The organism is Haliea alexandrii, assembly GCF_003719295.1.
GTDB lineage: Bacteria > Pseudomonadota > Gammaproteobacteria > Pseudomonadales > Halieaceae > Haliea > Haliea alexandrii.
The window spans coordinates 135,074-151,240 of sequence record NZ_RFLW01000001.1 but is presented as its reverse complement, the minus strand read 5'-3'; the positions used below and the strand labels follow the sequence as shown (position 1 = coordinate 151,240).

At 57.2% G+C, this 16,167-nt stretch carries 14 protein-coding genes; 9 read left to right on the top strand and 5 right to left on the bottom strand.

Translation table 11 applies throughout. From position 1 onward, the window contains the following. Positions 1 to 9: 9 nt before the first annotated feature. From EGJ68_RS00705 to EGJ68_RS00685, 4 genes are all read left to right on the top strand, one after another. On the top strand, positions 10 to 732 hold the full coding sequence (locus EGJ68_RS00705) for a hypothetical protein (RefSeq protein ID WP_123032662.1): 723 nt from the start codon (positions 10 to 12) through the stop codon (positions 730 to 732). Positions 733 to 880: 148 nt separating this feature from the next. Further along, complete coding sequence (locus EGJ68_RS18445; protein ID WP_123032661.1) at positions 881 to 1,102, top strand: helix-turn-helix transcriptional regulator; 222 nt, start codon at positions 881 to 883, stop codon at positions 1,100 to 1,102. Positions 1,103 to 1,313: 211 nt separating this feature from the next. After that, on the top strand, positions 1,314 to 1,553 hold the full coding sequence (locus EGJ68_RS00690) for a hypothetical protein (RefSeq protein ID WP_123032659.1): 240 nt from the start codon (positions 1,314 to 1,316) through the stop codon (positions 1,551 to 1,553). Positions 1,554 to 2,228: 675 nt separating this feature from the next. Next, positions 2,229 to 2,423, top strand: coding sequence for a ribbon-helix-helix domain-containing protein (locus EGJ68_RS00685; protein ID WP_123032658.1), 195 nt, complete (start codon positions 2,229 to 2,231; stop codon positions 2,421 to 2,423). 185 nt (positions 2,424 to 2,608) lie between these two features. Here EGJ68_RS00685 and EGJ68_RS00680 read toward each other — a convergent pair whose 3' ends face one another. The 4 genes from EGJ68_RS00680 to EGJ68_RS00665 all read right to left on the bottom strand — a co-directional run bounded on the left by EGJ68_RS00680 (position 2,609) and on the right by EGJ68_RS00665 (position 9,055). Further along, positions 2,609 to 3,064, bottom strand: a complete 456-nt coding sequence (locus EGJ68_RS00680) for a hypothetical protein (RefSeq protein ID WP_123032657.1) — start codon at positions 3,062 to 3,064, stop codon at positions 2,609 to 2,611. 76 nt (positions 3,065 to 3,140) lie between these two features. Beyond that, on the bottom strand, positions 3,141 to 3,659 hold the full coding sequence (locus EGJ68_RS00675; protein ID WP_123032656.1) for a hypothetical protein: 519 nt from the start codon (positions 3,657 to 3,659) through the stop codon (positions 3,141 to 3,143). Positions 3,660 to 3,806: 147 nt separating this feature from the next. Then, positions 3,807 to 3,953 carry a hypothetical protein gene (locus EGJ68_RS18050; protein ID WP_158283441.1) on the bottom strand — a complete coding sequence of 49 codons (147 nt, stop codon included), beginning with the start codon at positions 3,951 to 3,953 and terminating at the stop codon, positions 3,807 to 3,809. A 1,313-nt stretch (positions 3,954 to 5,266) separates the two neighbouring features. Further along, on the bottom strand, positions 5,267 to 9,055 hold the full coding sequence (locus EGJ68_RS00665; protein WP_123032654.1) for an EAL domain-containing protein: 3,789 nt from the start codon (positions 9,053 to 9,055) through the stop codon (positions 5,267 to 5,269). A 196-nt stretch (positions 9,056 to 9,251) separates the two neighbouring features. Between EGJ68_RS00665 and EGJ68_RS00660 the strand changes: the two genes are divergently transcribed. From EGJ68_RS00660 to EGJ68_RS00645, 4 genes are read left to right on the top strand one after another with little or no spacing between them, the layout of a single operon-like run. Next, positions 9,252 to 10,331 carry an NAD(P)-dependent alcohol dehydrogenase gene (locus EGJ68_RS00660; RefSeq protein ID WP_123032653.1) on the top strand — a complete coding sequence of 360 codons (1,080 nt, stop codon included), beginning with the start codon at positions 9,252 to 9,254 and terminating at the stop codon, positions 10,329 to 10,331. Between the two features lie 3 nt (positions 10,332 to 10,334). Further along, the gene (locus tag EGJ68_RS00655) at positions 10,335 to 12,032 is read left to right on the top strand and encodes a 2-oxoacid:acceptor oxidoreductase subunit alpha (protein ID WP_123032652.1); all 1,698 of its coding nucleotides are present in this window, start codon (positions 10,335 to 10,337) and stop codon (positions 12,030 to 12,032) included. Beyond that, entirely contained in the window at positions 12,029 to 12,883 is an 855-nt protein-coding gene (locus EGJ68_RS00650; protein WP_123032651.1) for a thiamine pyrophosphate-dependent enzyme, read from the top strand. Before EGJ68_RS00655 ends, EGJ68_RS00650 begins: the two co-directional genes overlap by 4 nt. Further along, the gene (locus EGJ68_RS00645; protein WP_123032650.1) at positions 12,880 to 13,392 is read left to right on the top strand and encodes a ferritin-like domain-containing protein; all 513 of its coding nucleotides are present in this window, start codon (positions 12,880 to 12,882) and stop codon (positions 13,390 to 13,392) included. Before EGJ68_RS00650 ends, EGJ68_RS00645 begins: the two co-directional genes overlap by 4 nt. A gap of 8 nt (positions 13,393 to 13,400) precedes the next feature. Here the strand turns inward: EGJ68_RS00645 and EGJ68_RS00640 are convergent, their stop codons facing one another. Further along, positions 13,401 to 14,573, bottom strand: a complete 1,173-nt coding sequence (locus EGJ68_RS00640) for a cytochrome P450 (RefSeq protein ID WP_158283440.1) — start codon at positions 14,571 to 14,573, stop codon at positions 13,401 to 13,403. Positions 14,574 to 14,652: 79 nt separating this feature from the next. Here EGJ68_RS00640 and EGJ68_RS00635 point away from each other — a divergent pair, with 79 nt between their 5' ends. Then, positions 14,653 to 16,140 (top strand): AMP-binding protein, encoded by a 1,488-nt coding sequence (locus tag EGJ68_RS00635; RefSeq protein WP_123032648.1) that lies wholly within the window; start codon positions 14,653 to 14,655, stop codon positions 16,138 to 16,140. Positions 16,141 to 16,167: the final 27 nt, after the last annotated feature.

The following is a 16,167-nucleotide window of genomic DNA, read 5'->3' as shown; positions in this document are numbered from 1 at the left end:
GATTCTCTCATGAACGATTGCCCGGAATGGTTGGAGGCCCAAACCTACGATTACGCGAGATCGGTGATAGAAGGTTACCCTGATGATCCTCATGATTTAGAGATCAAGCACGCTAACGAAGCATATCAAGCTTTGATTTCACCAAGTCTTTCTCATGTCTGGCGTCGAGCTGGGAGGTTTTTTGAAGGCGACCCGGTGCGCGGCCAACAAGACTTATTCGTGCTGATTATTTGCTGTAGAAAATTCACTGATAAAAAGTATGGTACTCAGGCCGAAGTGCTCACCTGGAGAGAATCGTTTGTCCGTAAATTGGATGAGTTACAAGACCTTTGGATAAACATGCCAGCCGGATTATGTATACCCGATGAGTCTTACTTTGATCTTATAAGCGGGGGTAGTAGTCAGGGTGGGGAGGAGGGTCTTATCACTAAGCTGGAAAGCATAATGCCCCAGAATGATCCTTTGAAACCAATTATGGCTATGCGGGAAGCTATAATGGAGAGCTTCCACTACGATCCAGCTCATTTAACTCAGGTAAGGGGGGGCAAGGCAGACCGCGTTTACTTTGTTAGAGTACTTTCGAGACATATCATGCGGAAGACGGGGCAGTGGAAGCGAGAAATTGTCGCAGATATTACCTCGTTTCTGTTCGACTGTACTTTTACTGCTGCGGATGTCGTTAGGTGTACGAAGGGAGTACCAAAGGAAACCGAAGCGGACAATATTTTTTGATATCCGTAGGTCGCGGTCGACAGAATATTCTTTAATAGGAGGATTAGCACAAAAAACGTAACTTCCCATATTTTTCGCTAATTATCTGCCCTCGGGTTTAGCGTCATCCTGTCCATGTATCCAATAACGCCCACGGAGGGCCGGAAGCATGGCAATACAACCGAACAACTCCACTACGCTATTGCGCCTGCCGGAAGTCGAAAGCGCGACCGGCAAAAAGCGCAGTGCAATCTACGCTGAAATTCAGGCAGGAACATTCCCGCGTCCCGTGAAGATAGGTACCCGCGCATCCGCATGGGTGGCTGCTGAGGTGCAAACTTGGATAGCGTCCCGTATCGCTGAGCGCGACCAAGTGAAGGGGGCTGTATGAGCTTGCGTAAGGCAATCAACGATAAGTGCCGCGAGTGTATCTATGACCCAATGGCGGAGGGTAACTGGCGACAGCAAATCAGCGCGTGTACGTCCCCCAAATGCCCGCTTTACGCTCACCGGCCCATCAGTAAGGGGTATGCCGCTAGTCGCGCTGATTCAGTCGATTCCGAGGCCAAATTGGACGGCTTGCAGGTGGTGGAGGTGGGGAGATGAGAGAGGGAGAAGCCAGCGCCCCGGCACAGGGCGCTAACCAGTACAGCCACGGCAAGTTTACCTACGTTTTCGAGGCGCGTCACACAACGATAGTGCATGTTGCCGTTTCTGCGGATAGTGAGCAGGAAGCACGCCAGCGCATCATGAACGGGGACCCGCTAGTGGAGCTTTACGATAGTGAGCCGGACAACCTCGTGCTGATACTTCGGCGCAGTGGTGGCGATCATGGGGCGTAGTTACACAAAGTCAAAGGGGCGTGCGGGTAGTGGAGCGGGTCATGGTGCGCTGCCCCGTGTGGTTTGGGAGCATCCAGATTATTGCAACCTGTCTGGCGCTGGCGCAAAGCTGCTGATGGACCTGGCATGCCAATTCAACGGCAGGAATAACGGCGATCTACAGGTCGCATACTCGACGCTGAGCAAGCGAGGTTGGCGTTCACGGCAGACAATCAGCCGGGCGGTAGCAGAGCTATTGAATGCTGAGTTGATAGTAAAAACGCGGGAGGGCAAGTTTACCAATCCTGGCGGGCAATGCGCTTTGTATGCGCTGGCATGGGTGCAGATACATGATTGCGAGGGTAAGTTAGAGGTGCCGCCGACAAATAAGCCGCCGAGGCAATTCTCATTGGAAGCTATCAAAACACCCAGTCCAGAACATGGACTAGGCTCGGTCCATAAACGGGGACGACAAAGGGCGCGGGACGACGCTGGAAGGTACCAGTCGGTCCAGAAACGGGTCCGATGGGTGGGCACCGCTTAGTCCATAACGTGGACGCCTTTATATATTTACCAAGGGGGTACCCCTTTCAATGGAGCTCCAGAGCAGTCAATGGCAAGCGGGCGGGTGCAGAATTGAGTCGCCTATCGCCATAAATTCTACCGGAGATACCCTGGCACAGGAGAGTTGAAGCCGTGAGCACTAACCCACGTCGATTGAGAAACCCCGAACGCCTGATTGTATCCGTGGAGTCGGCCACCGTTGCCGCCGTGGATAGAGTCATGGCGCAGGGCAGTCACCACCAGCACCGCAACCGTTCGGAGTTCGTGCGCCTGGCTATCGAGCGCGAGTTAGTGCGCTGTCAGAGTGATGATTTTCAGAAGCCATAAAAGGCTTAGAGTGATGATTTTCTCAGCCCATAAAAAGGGAGTTACGCGGGAGGGGTACTTGGGGACATCTTTCAAGGTATGCCACGCTCCTAAACGCAGTACTCATCTTAGAAAATCTGTTTAACTCCATAAAGAGCGTCGCCGTTTCTTCAATCGCCACCTTGTTACACTGAAGGATCTGGCTGTCACTGCTTACTGTTTGTAGCAGAAACCAAGATGGAGCGGCGGCTCCAGATACCAGCCTCTTCAAGCAAGTTTTCCGATTTTTTCTCGATTTCCGCGGCTTTTTTGAAAGCACCTGTTATTTCATAGTTGTCGCTCTTAATGTCTAGGAATTGAGATAGCTCTTTTAAGTCTGCTTTTAAGAAAAGGATTTGCATTCTGACATTGTGAAGCTTTCCGTGCAGATTTTCAGCTTCCTCCAGCTTCTCAGGTCTATGCTCCTGCATCAGGATTATCCTAAGCTCGCGTCCACTAATTGCCAGTTGGATTTCGTAGTGATCTAGTCGTGCTGCAATTTCATAAATCCGGTTCAATGCTGCTGTTCGTTCAATAGACTGAGTTCTGAAGTCCTTCAATTGAAAATAAACTATGGTACTTAGAAGGACCGCGAGCAGAGCGAAATTTAGTTCCGTATTCATGGCAAGTCCTTGTCTGCATGACCCCTCGGTCGGGGGCAATATTTTTCTATCTAGATGCTAGACGCACGGGCGGAGATTATAGACGGCCCGGCTTGACCTCAACGAAGTCTACATTTTCAGCCTCGACGTTGTAGCGACACCGATAGATATGGTTTTCCCATGCGCCGAAGCCATTCTGCAACTGCAAACTGTCCCCTGAGTAAACAAAGATATTTTTCTTCTCTGTTGCACTAACGCGTGAGAACTTCGGCTGAAGCCAGCTATCCGTCCAACGGAAATCATATTTTGCCTGATTCTCAATTTGCGGCTGGCAAGACAGAATGGCCCTGAGTGAATGACGCTCTGCCCAGCACTGCCAGTCAGCCTTGCACTCAGCCTCCTCTTCAGAACTGGCTAGCCTGCGCTCCTCAATTTCTGCTCGGGTTGCTTCCTCTCCGGCTATGCGCTCTGCTTTTTTGGCTTCGTATTCCGCACTCTGCGCCTGGCTTCGTTTGTTTTCGGTAGTTATTGCGACGAACAACGCGCCCCCTACCAAAACAAAGGGCAAGAGAATGATTACTGATCCTCGAAGCAATCTGCGTAACCAGCGTGGCATACCCCCTGCACTCCGTCTGATGCGCTTGGTATCTTCAGCTTTATTGCTAGGCTCACCAATCCCAAGGCAGTCTCGGCAGAGGCTGCCCGGCTTATCGAGAGGCGCGCCACAGTTGGGACAATATTTGTTTTGCATAGCGGTGCGTCTCTAGCCCCACCGATCCATCACCAGTACAGCCGCTCCGAAGCCCAGCAGAGCGCCCGGCAGGAACACCCACGCGATGAGCTTGTGATGGGAGCGCCGTTCAGCGGCTTCCTGGCGTGTCTGAGCGGGCTTGTTGTTGGCTGGTTTCATGGTTTGAGTGTAGCACCAGCATAGTCCACCGCCGGGGGGGGGTAGGCAGAAAGTGATTGACCGGCATACCGGAAACCGCGCCTATAGTCGCTGTCACACTAATCTGTACTATTTTTGTGCGCGCCGCACGGCGGTGGGTGGGTAAAAGTCAAAAGGGCTTCACCAGCAAAACCGCGTGGGTAGTCTTTTTTCTCGCCGTAAAAATTCAGTTTTCAAAATACAGGTGTCCGGCGAACATGACCGGACGTGTCCGAAGGTACTCCCGGACAGTTTGACGCTACGGGGGCTAGGAAGCGTAAAGCCCCGCCATATATGAGATTTTTCACTATGTGGTTGCATTGTTCGAGCGAACGGCGGGCATGAACCACCACCCCCTAGCAGTACCGAAAAACTCCCGTTATTCACGACTCCGCGCCCCCGTGCGGCTGGTGCTGGGGAGTACCTTTGTTCAGTCATAAACAACAACCAGGCAACCGGGTGAAGGTATCTAGCAGAATACCGCGACTCAGCGCCCCCGCGAAATGAAACGCTTTCAAAGAACCTTAGCTAGTTTCATTAGGAAAGCGCAGGTTGTTGTCACCCCATGGGTTCGGGACGCGCCATGTCCAACAGGTAGCGGACAGTTTTGTAGATGTACCAATAAAAATAGAACACACCAATTAAAGGTATCAAAGTTAGTATGGTGGCCAAAACATAGCGTTTATCGTATCTTCGACCCCACCCCCAAACCACCAACGCCAATGGGATTTGGAATACCAAAGTAAAGGCTATCTGGAATAATTCACCGCTCATAGGGGCTGACCTGTTATTAGAATTAACCTGAAAATAACATAAATCAGCGAGCCAATCCCGCACGCAGTGCGATAGCTGTCCAGACACTTGTAACTTAAACCACTCGCATAGTCGGGAGCCTCAAGACCCGGAGTGTCTAGGCTGGGCATCGCCGGGGGAGCCTCACTTATACGCTTCCAAAATGGGGAGCACAGGTCTATGACGGAGATATAGTTAAGTTAAGGAATGCTAAGGTTGAGACCCCCGACCGGCTGGCGTGAAAAGGTGGTGACAAAAAGACTTGGGGGTATTTTTGGGGGTACTTGTTAAACTTTTCGATACCTGAAATCAATTAAAACAATGGGTTATGGCTACTATTCGGGCCATCTCACACCGACCATTTACCCCGTTGTCTATCCTCGGTCGATGGTCCCCGCCGAACGCCGCAACGCCCACTCAAAATGACCCACGGTCAATCCTATTCGGCACCTCACAGGCGTGATCTATCTATCTGATCGATGCCCGCCCAACCGATTCCTGAATCATACCCTAGTGGAAAAACGTCGTTCAAAGTCAGCAATCGGCTCCGGCCGGTGAAGATGAAAGCCTTGCAACCGATCGCAGCCGAGTGACACCAACAAGTCCTGTTGTGTCTGTGTCTCGACGCCCTCGGCAATGGTTTGCAGGTTCAGGCTTTGCGCCAATGCGATAATGGCTTTGCACAGGGCCTGCTGGTCAGTCTTTGTTTCGATATCCCGAATAAATGCCTGGTCGATTTTGAGTTTATCGATGGGGAATCGCTGCAGATAGGTCAATGAAGAATAGCCGGTGCCAAAGTCATCCAGAGAGAGCATGTGCCCCAGATCTTTGATGCGCAGTAATGCTTTCGTCACTCTCTCCAGGTCACTGGCGAGTACCGATTCGGTGATTTCGATTTCCAGCAACGAAGGGTCAAGTGGATACTGGTCCCTGAGTCTTTCCAGAACAGCGAAAATGCGGCCCGTGACAAAAGTATCCGCCGACACGTTGACAGCAATGCTGAACACGTTCCGGTATTTTGTCTGCCAATGGTGCAAGCGACGCCAGACCTGCCCGATCACCCACGCATCCAGTTCCATGATGAGGTCAGATTCTTCCGCAAGGGGCACAAAAATGCCCGGCGAAATGCTGCCTCGCTCGGGGTGCTTCCATCGGCAAAGCGCCTCTGTGCCAACAAGCACGCCGGCACAATCGAACTTGCCCTGCAAATACAATTCCAGTGAATCCTCGCGAATGGCCTGGCGCAGGTCGCTCTCCAAACTGAGCAACTCGATCGCGCGCTTGGTCATGCTGCGATCGTAGAAGGCAAAGCTCTCCGCTTGCCCGACATCGTTATCCTGAGCGGCCGTGCTGGCAGACTCTATCAATTTGGTTGCGGTGGTCCCGTCCTGTGGAAATGTGGCGATACCTGCAAATACCGAAACATGCAGTTGGCGACCATCATGATAAATAGGGCTGGAGATCGCCTTGCATAAGCGGTTTGCCCAGATGCCCGCTTCACTTTTCGGGTCGTCTAACAGGACATAGGCCGCCAGCTCAGTTTCGCTTATCCGAGCCAGGTCGCATGTTGTGGTCGATTGTCCGCTCCCGAACAATTGCTGTGTCAGTCGCGGCACTACGGTACTCAGCAGTTCATCCACTGAGCCAAGGCCCAGAATATTTCGTAGCCTTGCGATTGTCTTGAGTCGGAGTGTAATGACCACCAGGGAACGCTCATCCTCGCGGGTTTCGCTCAATGCCGCCGCCGTTCGCTGCGTAAACAGGTCAAGGTTCGGTAAACCGGTACGACGATCATAAAATGCCAGCTGGCGAATGCGGGCCTCGCGCTCGATAACCCGTAACCGCCAACGGAAAAAGCCGTATAACAAGGCACTGATCAACACACAGTAGACAAAATAAGCCTGCGGCGTTGCCCAGGGCGCCGCGTTAATAACCACTCCCACCTCAAACGGGGTTTTGCTCCAGGCGCCATAGCCGTTCGCGGCACGTATCTGGAACACATAACGACCAGCATCCAGATTGGTGTAGGTGCTGTGCATGCGTTTGCTGGGCGCTGTCCAGTCTTGATCGAATCCTTCAAGTTTCACGGAATAGAGATTACTTTCCGGAGCCAGAAAGCTGAGCGCCGCATATTCGAAAGTGATCGCATTCTCGTCGTAATCAAGCTCCAGTCCTCCGCTGCGCGCCAGTGCTGCGACGGGCTGAAGGGGTTTGTTGGCCACTTCAATTCTCGTGAGGGCAATTCTCGGCCCTTGATCAAGGTCACCAAAATCCATGGGGTCGAACGCGTTGTAGCCGCCAGTTCCGCCAAATAAAAACCGCCCGTCTCGGCGCTTGTGGTAAGCGCCGAAATTGAACTCTTCGTTCTGCAAACCAATTGCCCGAGGGAAATAGCGAATGCTCCCTGATTCCGGGTTGAAGCGCATAAGGCCGCGATTTGAGCTCAGCCAGAGTTGTCTCTGCGAGTCCTCCAAAATACCGTAGATCACATTGTTGGCTAAACCTCTTCCTGTGGTCAGGTGCTCGAAAACGGGCTCCCGGTTCCAATCCTCGGTGTCGAGTAGCCGAACCAGCCCGGCGCCGGAGGTGCCTATCCACAGGGACCTGTCTTGCGATATATGCAGGGAAAATATCAGATCAGAACCGAGGCTTCCGGCGGTATCCGCCGAGTGCCGGAATCTGTGAACGGCGCCTGAGTCTGGCTCAAGCCGAATCAGCCCCTCGCCATCCGTCCCCAGCCACAAAGCACCGGAACTATCTTCACGGATAGCGCTGATCCGCGTGCCCTGAACATAGCGTGTCGCGGTTAATGTCTGGGGATCTATCAAAGACAAGCCACCGCCAAATGTGCCGGCCCAAATGCGATGCTGGCTATCCTCGTACAAACTCATCACGCTATCTGCACCCAGGCTTTGGTCATCTGCGGGGTCATGGCGCAGCGCGTGCAATTGGTTCTGGTCCGGCAGATACATCTGCAGACCTTCTCCCATTGTGCCAATCCAGAGGCGGCTTTCACTGTCTGTTAAAAGTGCCGATACCGGTGCATTCCCGCGTTCGACATACCCGCTATCGTGATCAAATTTTCTAAGGACTTTTCCTTCTGCACTCAGCTGAAGCAGTGCGGTAGTGAAAGCTCCGACCCAGGTATCGTCTATTCCAGCATCTTCAAATGCCAGTACCGCGGCATTGTCCAGTGCTGGCGGAGTCAGGGCGCCCAGCTTCCAGCTATCGGGATTCCACCGGTTTACGCCGCCTAGACGTGTGCCCACCCACAACACGTGGTCTTCGCTCTGGTGCAACGACATGATTTGATTGTCGGAAAGGCTATGCCGGTCCCGGTCATTTTGACGATACACCTGGAAGCCGTGCGCCTCCCCCAAAAACAGATGCAAGCCGTCGTGTGTCGCAACCCATATGCGACCCTCCGCGTCTTCCTGTACATCGCGGACTTCATTGTTGGCCAGCCTGGCAGGCGGCGAGGAGCCGGTATTAAAAGCCAGCTCTTCTCCGGTTTTGAGGTTTTTCCGCACCAGCCCCTGTTCCAACGTGCCAATCCAGAGGTGGCCTTTTCCGTCGATATATAGTGTAGAGACGTCGACGTATTTTCCCGGCAATTTTTCAAAGGCTCCGGTTTCGAGCATGAAGCTGTAGAGGCCGCTACTGGCCCCCACCAGAAATTCTCCCGCCGCTATTTCCAGCAGCGCGTAAATAACATCGTCCTCTGCCGAAGACTGTTGCTCACTCCCCAATGGGTAATGGTTTGAAAATTCTCCCCGGCCATCAAACCGCAGCAGGCCTGCTCCGCGAGTGCCAACCCACAGCGAGCCAGCGCTATCGATCATCACCTGACGAGCGAACCGTTTTCTGGGGTCCAGATCTTCCCCAGGCACCACGATGTTGTTGAAGGTTTCGCTAGCGCGTTGCCAGTGGACCAGCCCCCCACCCTCGGTTGCCAGCCACAGATCGCCGGCGGCATCTTCGACGATAGACCAGACGAAATCGTTGGCAATTGCGCCCCGATCGGCCGGGTCTGCTTGGAACTGCAGCACATTGCGACCGTCATAGCGATTGAGGCCATTTTCGGTCGCAAACCAGACAAACCCCCGGGAGTCCTGAAAAATATCGTTGACCGTGACTTGCGACAGCCCCTCGTCACGACTGAGCAGGTTGAACACCATTTTTTCAGGTGCTGAGGCGGCACCTGCTATCAAGCACCAGAGAACTACAGCAAGAGCGAGCCTGGCAAGACTGCTTGGGGTAAAGGCGCGAGCGTCCACGAAATCCTCATCCATAAAGGAAGGTTGACCATTTTACACCACCGAGGGAGCTAGCATTCATGACTGACGGGCTTAGCGCAGGTCAAAATTCTGCCTCTGCGGGTCAGCAAAGCACTCCTCCTGATCTGCATCAATGGAAAGCCTTTCCCCGTTTGCGGCGCTTGAAAACGCTTGCTAGCTTGAAAGTACAGGCAACCAGGAGCGTGCGGTCATGGTAATGATGAAAGCGGCAGTGTTTGTGGAACCGGGCAGAATTGAGATCCAGGACAAGCCCATACCGGATGTCGGTGATAACGATGCCCTGATGCGAGTGACTACCACCACCATTTGTGGCACCGATGTGCATATTCTCAAAGGGGAATACCCGGTTGAGAGTGGGCTTACCGTTGGGCACGAACCCGTGGGCGTTATCGAAAAGCTCGGGAAAAATGTGCGGGGTTACCGCGAGGGCCAGCGGGTGATCGCCGGTGCCATCTGCCCTAGTTACACGTCCTATGCGTGCCAGGATGGTTGCCCATCACAGGATGGCGGCCACCACGCCCATGGTTACAAACCCATGGGTGGTTGGCGCTTCGGCAATACCATTGATGGTGCCCAGGCGGAATATATTCTGGTGCCCGATGCCCAGGCCAATTTGGCGCCGGTACCGGACGGGCTCAGCGATGAAGAAGTGCTGATGTGCCCGGACATCATGTCCACCGGCTTTGCCGGCGCCGAGTCCGCCGGTATCAACATTGGCGACATTGTGGTGGTGTTTGCGCAGGGCCCTATCGGCCTGTGTGCAACCGCGGGCGCCCGGCTGAAAGGAGCCGGGCTAATTATCGCGGTTGACGGCATCGATGAGCGGCTGGCGATGTCCCGACAGATGGGCGCCGATATCACGCTGGATTTCCGCAAGGTGGACGTGGTGGCAGAGATCTTCAACATCACCGGTGGGCGCGGGGTCGATGCAGCCATCGAGGCTCTTGGCACACAGCAGACCTTCGAGTCGGCGCTTCGTGTGCTGAAGCCGGGTGGGACGCTGTCCAGCCTCGGTGTGTATTCAACCGACCTCAGCATACCGCTCGGTGCCTTTGCCGCCGGTTTGGGCGATCACCGGATCGTCACCAGCCTGTGCCCCGGCGGCAAGGAGAGAATGCGGCGGCTGATGAGTGTGATCGAGTCCAGCAGGCTGGATTTGAAGCCCATGGTGACGCACCGCTACGCGCTTGATGATATCGTCGCGGCCTATGACCTGTTTTCGCACCAGCGTGACGGTGTGCTGAAGATCGCGCTCAGCATGGGTCGATAAAGCGTGGGCGACACGCAGTTGTCGATAGCCATCACCGGCGCGGGTGGTGCCGGAGTGATCTCCTGTGGTGAGCTTTTGCTCAAGGCCTGGGCGCGCTGTGGCGGACGGGGGCTGTTGCGCAAGGCGTTCGGCCCCCAGATTCGCGGTGGCGAGGCTGCCGCGCTACTCAAGTTTACCGATCACGAGCGTTACACCGCCGCCGGCCGTTACGACATCATTGTGGCCCTGGACTGGGTGAACTTCGACCGCTTTCAGGATGAGATCATTGCCGGCCCGGACACGGTGGTGATCTGTGAAGACAGCGAGCGCATTCCCGCATCCCTCAGGGGCTTGCCTGTGATACACCACGCTTTCGCACAGCTCGCCAGCAGCAGTCACCCCGAGGGCCGCATGAACATGGTGGCCGCCGGCTTGCTGGGGCATCTGTTGCGCCTGCCCATGAGTGCTTTGCTGGAACAGGCCCTGGCAAAACTGGCGAATAAACCGGAGGCCTACCGCGATGGTGCGCGAGCCTGCATTGCGTCGGGTTACGCCGCGTCCAAAGACATCGATAGGCCTTTGCCTGCTCGTGATGCCAGCGGCGCCTGGTGCCTTACGGGCAATCAGGCGGCGGGCTTCGGCGCGCTGTCAGCCGGGGTTCGGTTTGCCGCCGCGTATCCGATTACGCCGGCCTCGGATGCCCTTGAATGGCTGGCCGGCGGGCTGGAGGCCGTGGGCGGTCATCTGATGCAGGCAGAAGATGAGCTGGCAGCGATTAATATGACCATCGGTGCGGCGTTTGGCGGTGTGCCGGCGTTTACCGCCACCTCGGGCCCCGGTCTGGCACTCATGAGTGAAAGTCTCGGTCTGGCGGTTGCCAGTGAAACACCGCTCACGCTGCTTAATGTGATGCGGGGCGGCCCGTCCACGGGTATTCCCACAAAATCGGAGCAGGCCGATCTCGATATCGCCTTGCACGGTCTTCACGGCGATGCGCCGCACCTGGTATTGGCCGCACTCGATATACCGGATTGTGCGTCTGCGACCGCCTGGGCGGTGCAACTCGCGCAGGCTCTGCAGGTGCCCGCCATTGTGTTGTCGGACCAGTTTCTCGGCCAGTCCACTGCCGTGGTTGCGCCCCCGAGGCTGCCCGCGGCTCTGGCGGCAGCGGAACCCACGCCATCCACAACCGATGAATATCTGAGGTACCGGCTCACGGCGAGCGGTGTCTCCACGCTTGCACATCCCGGGGATGCTGATGCGCGCTACACGGCGGATGGCCTGGAACACAACGAGCGCGGCACACCCTCGGCACGTGCATCGGATCACCGCGAGCAGCTCGACAAGCGCCGCCGGAAGCTGGAGTCATTCGATTACGGCCCGGACTGGGGACGCTGTGTCGGCAAGGGTGATACGGCTCTGGTCAGCTTCGGCTCCGCCAGCGCCGCCCTCGACGAGGCCGCTGCGCGGCTCGCTGAGCAGGGCGCGCCGGTGCGCACGGTCGCCTTGCGACTGCTTTCACCGCTGCCCGTTTCTGGCCTGGAGCTTGCCCTGGCCGGGTGCTCGCGTGTGGTCGTGGTGGAACAGAATCACAGTGCGCAGCTTTACCATTACCTGAAAGGCCGCCTGGACCTGCCGCTGGAAAGCCTGGCGATTCCCGGCCCCGTGCCCCTCAATCCACACACGATCGCCGAAGCGGTCGGCGCAAGGCAGGACGCATGAACGAACCCATTGCGGTAAGCCCAAAGAGTTTCAAATCGGCAGTAAAACCGATCTGGTGCCCCGGCTGCGGTCATTTCTCCGTACTCAACGCCATTACCAAGGCCATGGCGGCCCTTGCCATCGACAAAGACAACAGTGTGCTGGTTTCGGGCATCGGGTGCTCGTCGCGCTTGCCGGCGTATGTGGATGCCTACGGCTTTCACGGCGTGCACGGGCGGGGCCTTGCTGTTGCGCAGGGCCTGAAAGTCGCGAGGCCTGAACTTACCGTCATCGCCCTCGGCGGCGATGGGGATGGCTTTTCAATCGGTGGCAATCACTTCCTGCATGCCTGCCGGCGCAACGTGAACCTGGTGTATATCGCCATGGATAATGAGGTGTACGGCATGACCAAAGGGCAGGCCTCACCCACCACCCCCATGGACTGGGATCACAGCAAGCTGACGCCCCATGGGCCGGGCGTGCGGCCCTTCAAGCCGGCGGCGATTGCCCTGGCCGCCGGCGCCCCGTGGATTGCCCGCGCTTATTCCGGCAACCCCAACCAGATGGCGAAGCTGATCGCAGAGGCAATTGAGTTTGAGGGCTTCAGTTTTATCCATGTCCTCTCGCAATGCATCACGTTCTGTCCGGAACAGACTGACTGGAAGGCCATCGTGCATGAACGCAGCGAGCCTCCGTTGGATAGTGCGGATCTGGCGGCGCGCTTGTTTCTGGCGGACGACGGGTTTGCGACGGGCTTGCTCTACCGCGAGCCGCGTGCAACCTGGCCACCCCCCTTGCATATTCACAAGAACAAGAACAAGAACGAGAACGAGGCTTTGGCTGCGCTTGCCGCGGCCTTTGCGGCGCAATGACGTTGCATACCGAGTTGGCAACATTTCTGGCGCACTCACTGGCCCTTGAGAGTGAGGCCCGGGAGCGTTATCTGGAGCTGTCCGAATCGCTGGCCGCACACCACAATGGCGACGCTGCCGCGTTTTTCCAGCGCATGGCCTGCGAAGCGGGGCAACACCTGGAGGAGGTGGCGGAACTTGCCGGCGACCACGTGCTGCCGCAGCTGCAGCCCTGGGAGTATGCCTGGCCCGACCCCGAGGCACCGGAGAGCGCCAGTTACGAGGCGCTGCACTATCGTATGAGCCTTGTCGAGGCCATGCACCTTGCTTTGCATAAGGAGCAGGATGCGGCGGCGTATTACCGGCAGGTAGCAAGCGATAGTCTGTGCTCGGAAACCAGGCGCGTGGCGGCAGGGTTCGCCGCCGAGGAAGAGCAACACGCGGCGGCGCTGCAGACAATGATTGCCCAACTTGACGAGCCGGCAGAGCATCACCGGCTGGATGAAGATGACCCACAGTTGCCTGCCTGAGGGTGGGTCTACCACCCCACCGCCAGTCGCGCCGGCCCACGCAGAATAGCCCCTCGCGGCACTGCGTCCTCCGGCTCCAGCAGGTGCAGGCCCGGCAAGCGCTCGAGTATGACATCCAGCGCCACGGCGAGCTGCCGCCGCGCCAGGTGCATGCCCGGGCACAGGCGCGGACCGGGGCCGAAGCTGAGCAGCTTCTTGCTGCTGTCCCGGTGCATATCGAACACGTCTGGTTGATCAAACACCGCGGGGTCCCGGTTGGCCGCGGCGATCGCAAACAGGCAAAAGGTAGCCGGAGGGATCTCTGTGCCGTGGAAGACAACAGTGCGGGGCGCCGATAGCCGTGGCAATATCGCCACCGGTGTCTCCCAGCGGAGGAGTTCCTCAATCGCCCCTGCGCGGAGCGCGGGTTCGGCCAACAGTGCTTGCCAGCGCGCTGGTTCTGCCAGCAGCGTATAGACCAGGTTGCCCAGAGCATCCGTGGTTGTCGAGGCGCCTGCGCTGAACAACAGGCGGATGTGCGCGAGAATTTCCTCGTCAGTAAGCCTGCGTCCATCCACCTCCGCCGCCACAAGGCCGGAAAGAATGTCGTCGCGGGGCGCACGCCTGCGCTCAGCCAGAATGGGCAGCAGGTAGTGTGTGATTTGTTCGGCGCACTTGCGCGAGTGCACGGGGTCGCGCGGGAATTCGAGAAAGCCCACCGCCCAGTCGCGGAAATCATCCTCCCTGTCAGTGGGAATGCCGAGCATACGGCTGATCACGGCAAACGCCACCCGGTGGGTGAAATCGTGTGCAAAGTCGGCGCTGCGACGCGTGCCGAGCCGATCAATCAGTTCGTGGGCTATGCGAGCCAGACCGTCCTGCTCCATGGCGTCCACCACGCGCGACTGGAATGCGGGCGTGGCGAGACGTCGGTACAGCCGATGCTGCGCTCCCTCCATGGTCTGGAAGGTGACGCCTTGCACGGGTTCTATCGTGATGCGGTAGGCATCGGCGGGCGGGAACTGATTGTTGTCGCGAAAGGCCTCCGCCAGCGCCTGGTGGCCGCAGATAAGAAAAGCGGGTTCCCCGCCGAACAGTGCGGGCTGCACCGGGCCGCGCTCGCGATTTTCCCGCAACAGGGTGTGCAGGGCATTCCCGGCGAAGTCCTCGTAGGCAAAATCGTGCAGTTCGGCGGCAGGCATGGGCATAGATCTCCAGCGGATCTATTATCTACCCCTAAATTAGCAGTGTTCTGGGTCATTGGCCACGCGGCGGTGTAAAATGGCGTGCTCAACCCGTGAGCCGTTTGTAGAGACACCCATGTTCATCGCCCAGTACATTTTCGACTTTGCTTCGCGCACCCCGACCGCGCCCGCGCTCATCCACAACGGCAAGGCGATAAGCTATCGGGCGTTTGCCGGCGCGATTGCCCGGGCCAGCACAGAGCTTGCACAACAGATAGCGTTGCCCTCCGGCACCGTGGCGATCAAGATACATGACCTCGCGGACTGCTGGGTGGCAACGCTTGCGCTGCAGGCGCGGGGATATACCACGATCTGTATTGCATCGCTGGATGTGCTGACTTCGCTCGAGGTGAGGAATCTGCGGGCCATTATCGTCAGTGCCTCTGAGGAGGATGTGCAGGCCGCACAAGGTCTGGCACCGGTGTATGCCATGGATCGGCCCCTGTTTGACGATGCGCAGGGCTTTGATGTTCCGGAGTTGTCGGAGGATGTGCAGGCTTGCGGGCATATTCTCTATACCTCGGGCACAACAGGAAAGTACAAGAAGGTGTTGGTGCCGGCCCGCACACAGCGAGAGGCCGACCGCGAGCGATGCGGCTTTCAGGCCTACGACAGTTCAACCCGGTATCACGCGCTGGGCTTTGGGTTGTGGACCGGTAATGGCTACAAGGCACCCTCTTCCGTGTGGTCAGTGGGGGGTACGGCGATTCTCGACCAGCGCAGCGACTGGCCTGAACCATTTGTCACCAGTGGGGTAACACGGGCAACGTTACTGCCGGACCAGGCGCTGAAGCTGAGTGAATGCGCAAGTCTGCGAAGCCTGCCGCCCCGGCAGGGTGCTCGCCCCGCTTTTGCGATGAGCGGCGGCTTCGTGTCGGCGAAGGTGACCGCCGTGCTTGGCCAGTACTTTGACCTTGTCAATTCGTACGGGTGTACGGAGGTGGGGCTGGGTGTGCTGTATCACGATTACTCGCTACCGGCACACCTCAGCTGGATGAAGTCTACGGGTGCCCGCGTGGTGGAAGTGGAGAATGACCAGGGGCAGGTGAGCGCAGTCAACGAAGAGGGGCGACTGCGCGTCAAGCTGACTGAACTGGATGCCGATGGGTACCTGGACGACGCGGAAGCCACCGATGGGGCATTCGGCAAGGGGTACTTTTATCCCGGTGACCTCGCGGTACAGCGTGAGGATGGGGCCTTTCGTATTCTGGGGCGTGCGGCCGACGTGGTGATCCTGGCCGGGCAAAAAGTGGCTGTCGCGCCCATTGAGGCCAACCTGCAGGACATCCTGCAGGTCGATTATGTGTGTCTGTTCGCCGGGATGGCGGCGACCGGTGAGCCTGAGGCGGTGATCGCGATGGAGGCCCCCGAATTGCCTGGCCAGGACCGGCTTGACCACGTGGGGCAGGAGTTCTCGCAGTGGGGCGAGGTGCGCTTTGCCCTGCTGAGCGCATTCCCTCGCACCCAATCCGGTACCAGCAAAATTGACCGCAAGCGTCTGCGGAGTCTCGTTTTTCCCGACTAACGGCAGCCCGCTTGGCACAAACTGTTT

Bases quoted from the DNA above. Each gene is read 5' to 3' on its own strand.
- EGJ68_RS00705 (WP_123032662.1), top strand. From the start codon at position 10: ATGAACGATTGCCCGGAATGGTTGGAGGCCCAAACCTACGATTACGCG.
- EGJ68_RS00665 (WP_123032654.1), bottom strand. From the start codon at position 9,055: ATGGATGAGGATTTCGTGGACGCTCGCGCCTTTACCCCAAGCAGTCTT.
- EGJ68_RS00645 (WP_123032650.1), top strand. From the start codon at position 12,880: ATGACGTTGCATACCGAGTTGGCAACATTTCTGGCGCACTCACTGGCC.
- EGJ68_RS18445 (WP_123032661.1), top strand. From the start codon at position 881: ATGGCAATACAACCGAACAACTCCACTACGCTATTGCGCCTGCCGGAA.
- EGJ68_RS00640 (WP_158283440.1), bottom strand. From the start codon at position 14,573: ATGCCTGCCGCCGAACTGCACGATTTTGCCTACGAGGACTTCGCCGGG.
- EGJ68_RS00635 (WP_123032648.1), top strand. From the start codon at position 14,653: ATGGCGTGCTCAACCCGTGAGCCGTTTGTAGAGACACCCATGTTCATC.
- EGJ68_RS00680 (WP_123032657.1), bottom strand. From the start codon at position 3,064: ATGAATACGGAACTAAATTTCGCTCTGCTCGCGGTCCTTCTAAGTACC.
- EGJ68_RS00650 (WP_123032651.1), top strand. From the start codon at position 12,029: ATGAACGAACCCATTGCGGTAAGCCCAAAGAGTTTCAAATCGGCAGTA.
- EGJ68_RS00690 (WP_123032659.1), top strand. From the start codon at position 1,314: ATGAGAGAGGGAGAAGCCAGCGCCCCGGCACAGGGCGCTAACCAGTAC.
- EGJ68_RS18050 (WP_158283441.1), bottom strand. From the start codon at position 3,953: ATGAAACCAGCCAACAACAAGCCCGCTCAGACACGCCAGGAAGCCGCT.
- EGJ68_RS00675 (WP_123032656.1), bottom strand. From the start codon at position 3,659: ATGCCACGCTGGTTACGCAGATTGCTTCGAGGATCAGTAATCATTCTC.
- EGJ68_RS00660 (WP_123032653.1), top strand. From the start codon at position 9,252: ATGGTAATGATGAAAGCGGCAGTGTTTGTGGAACCGGGCAGAATTGAG.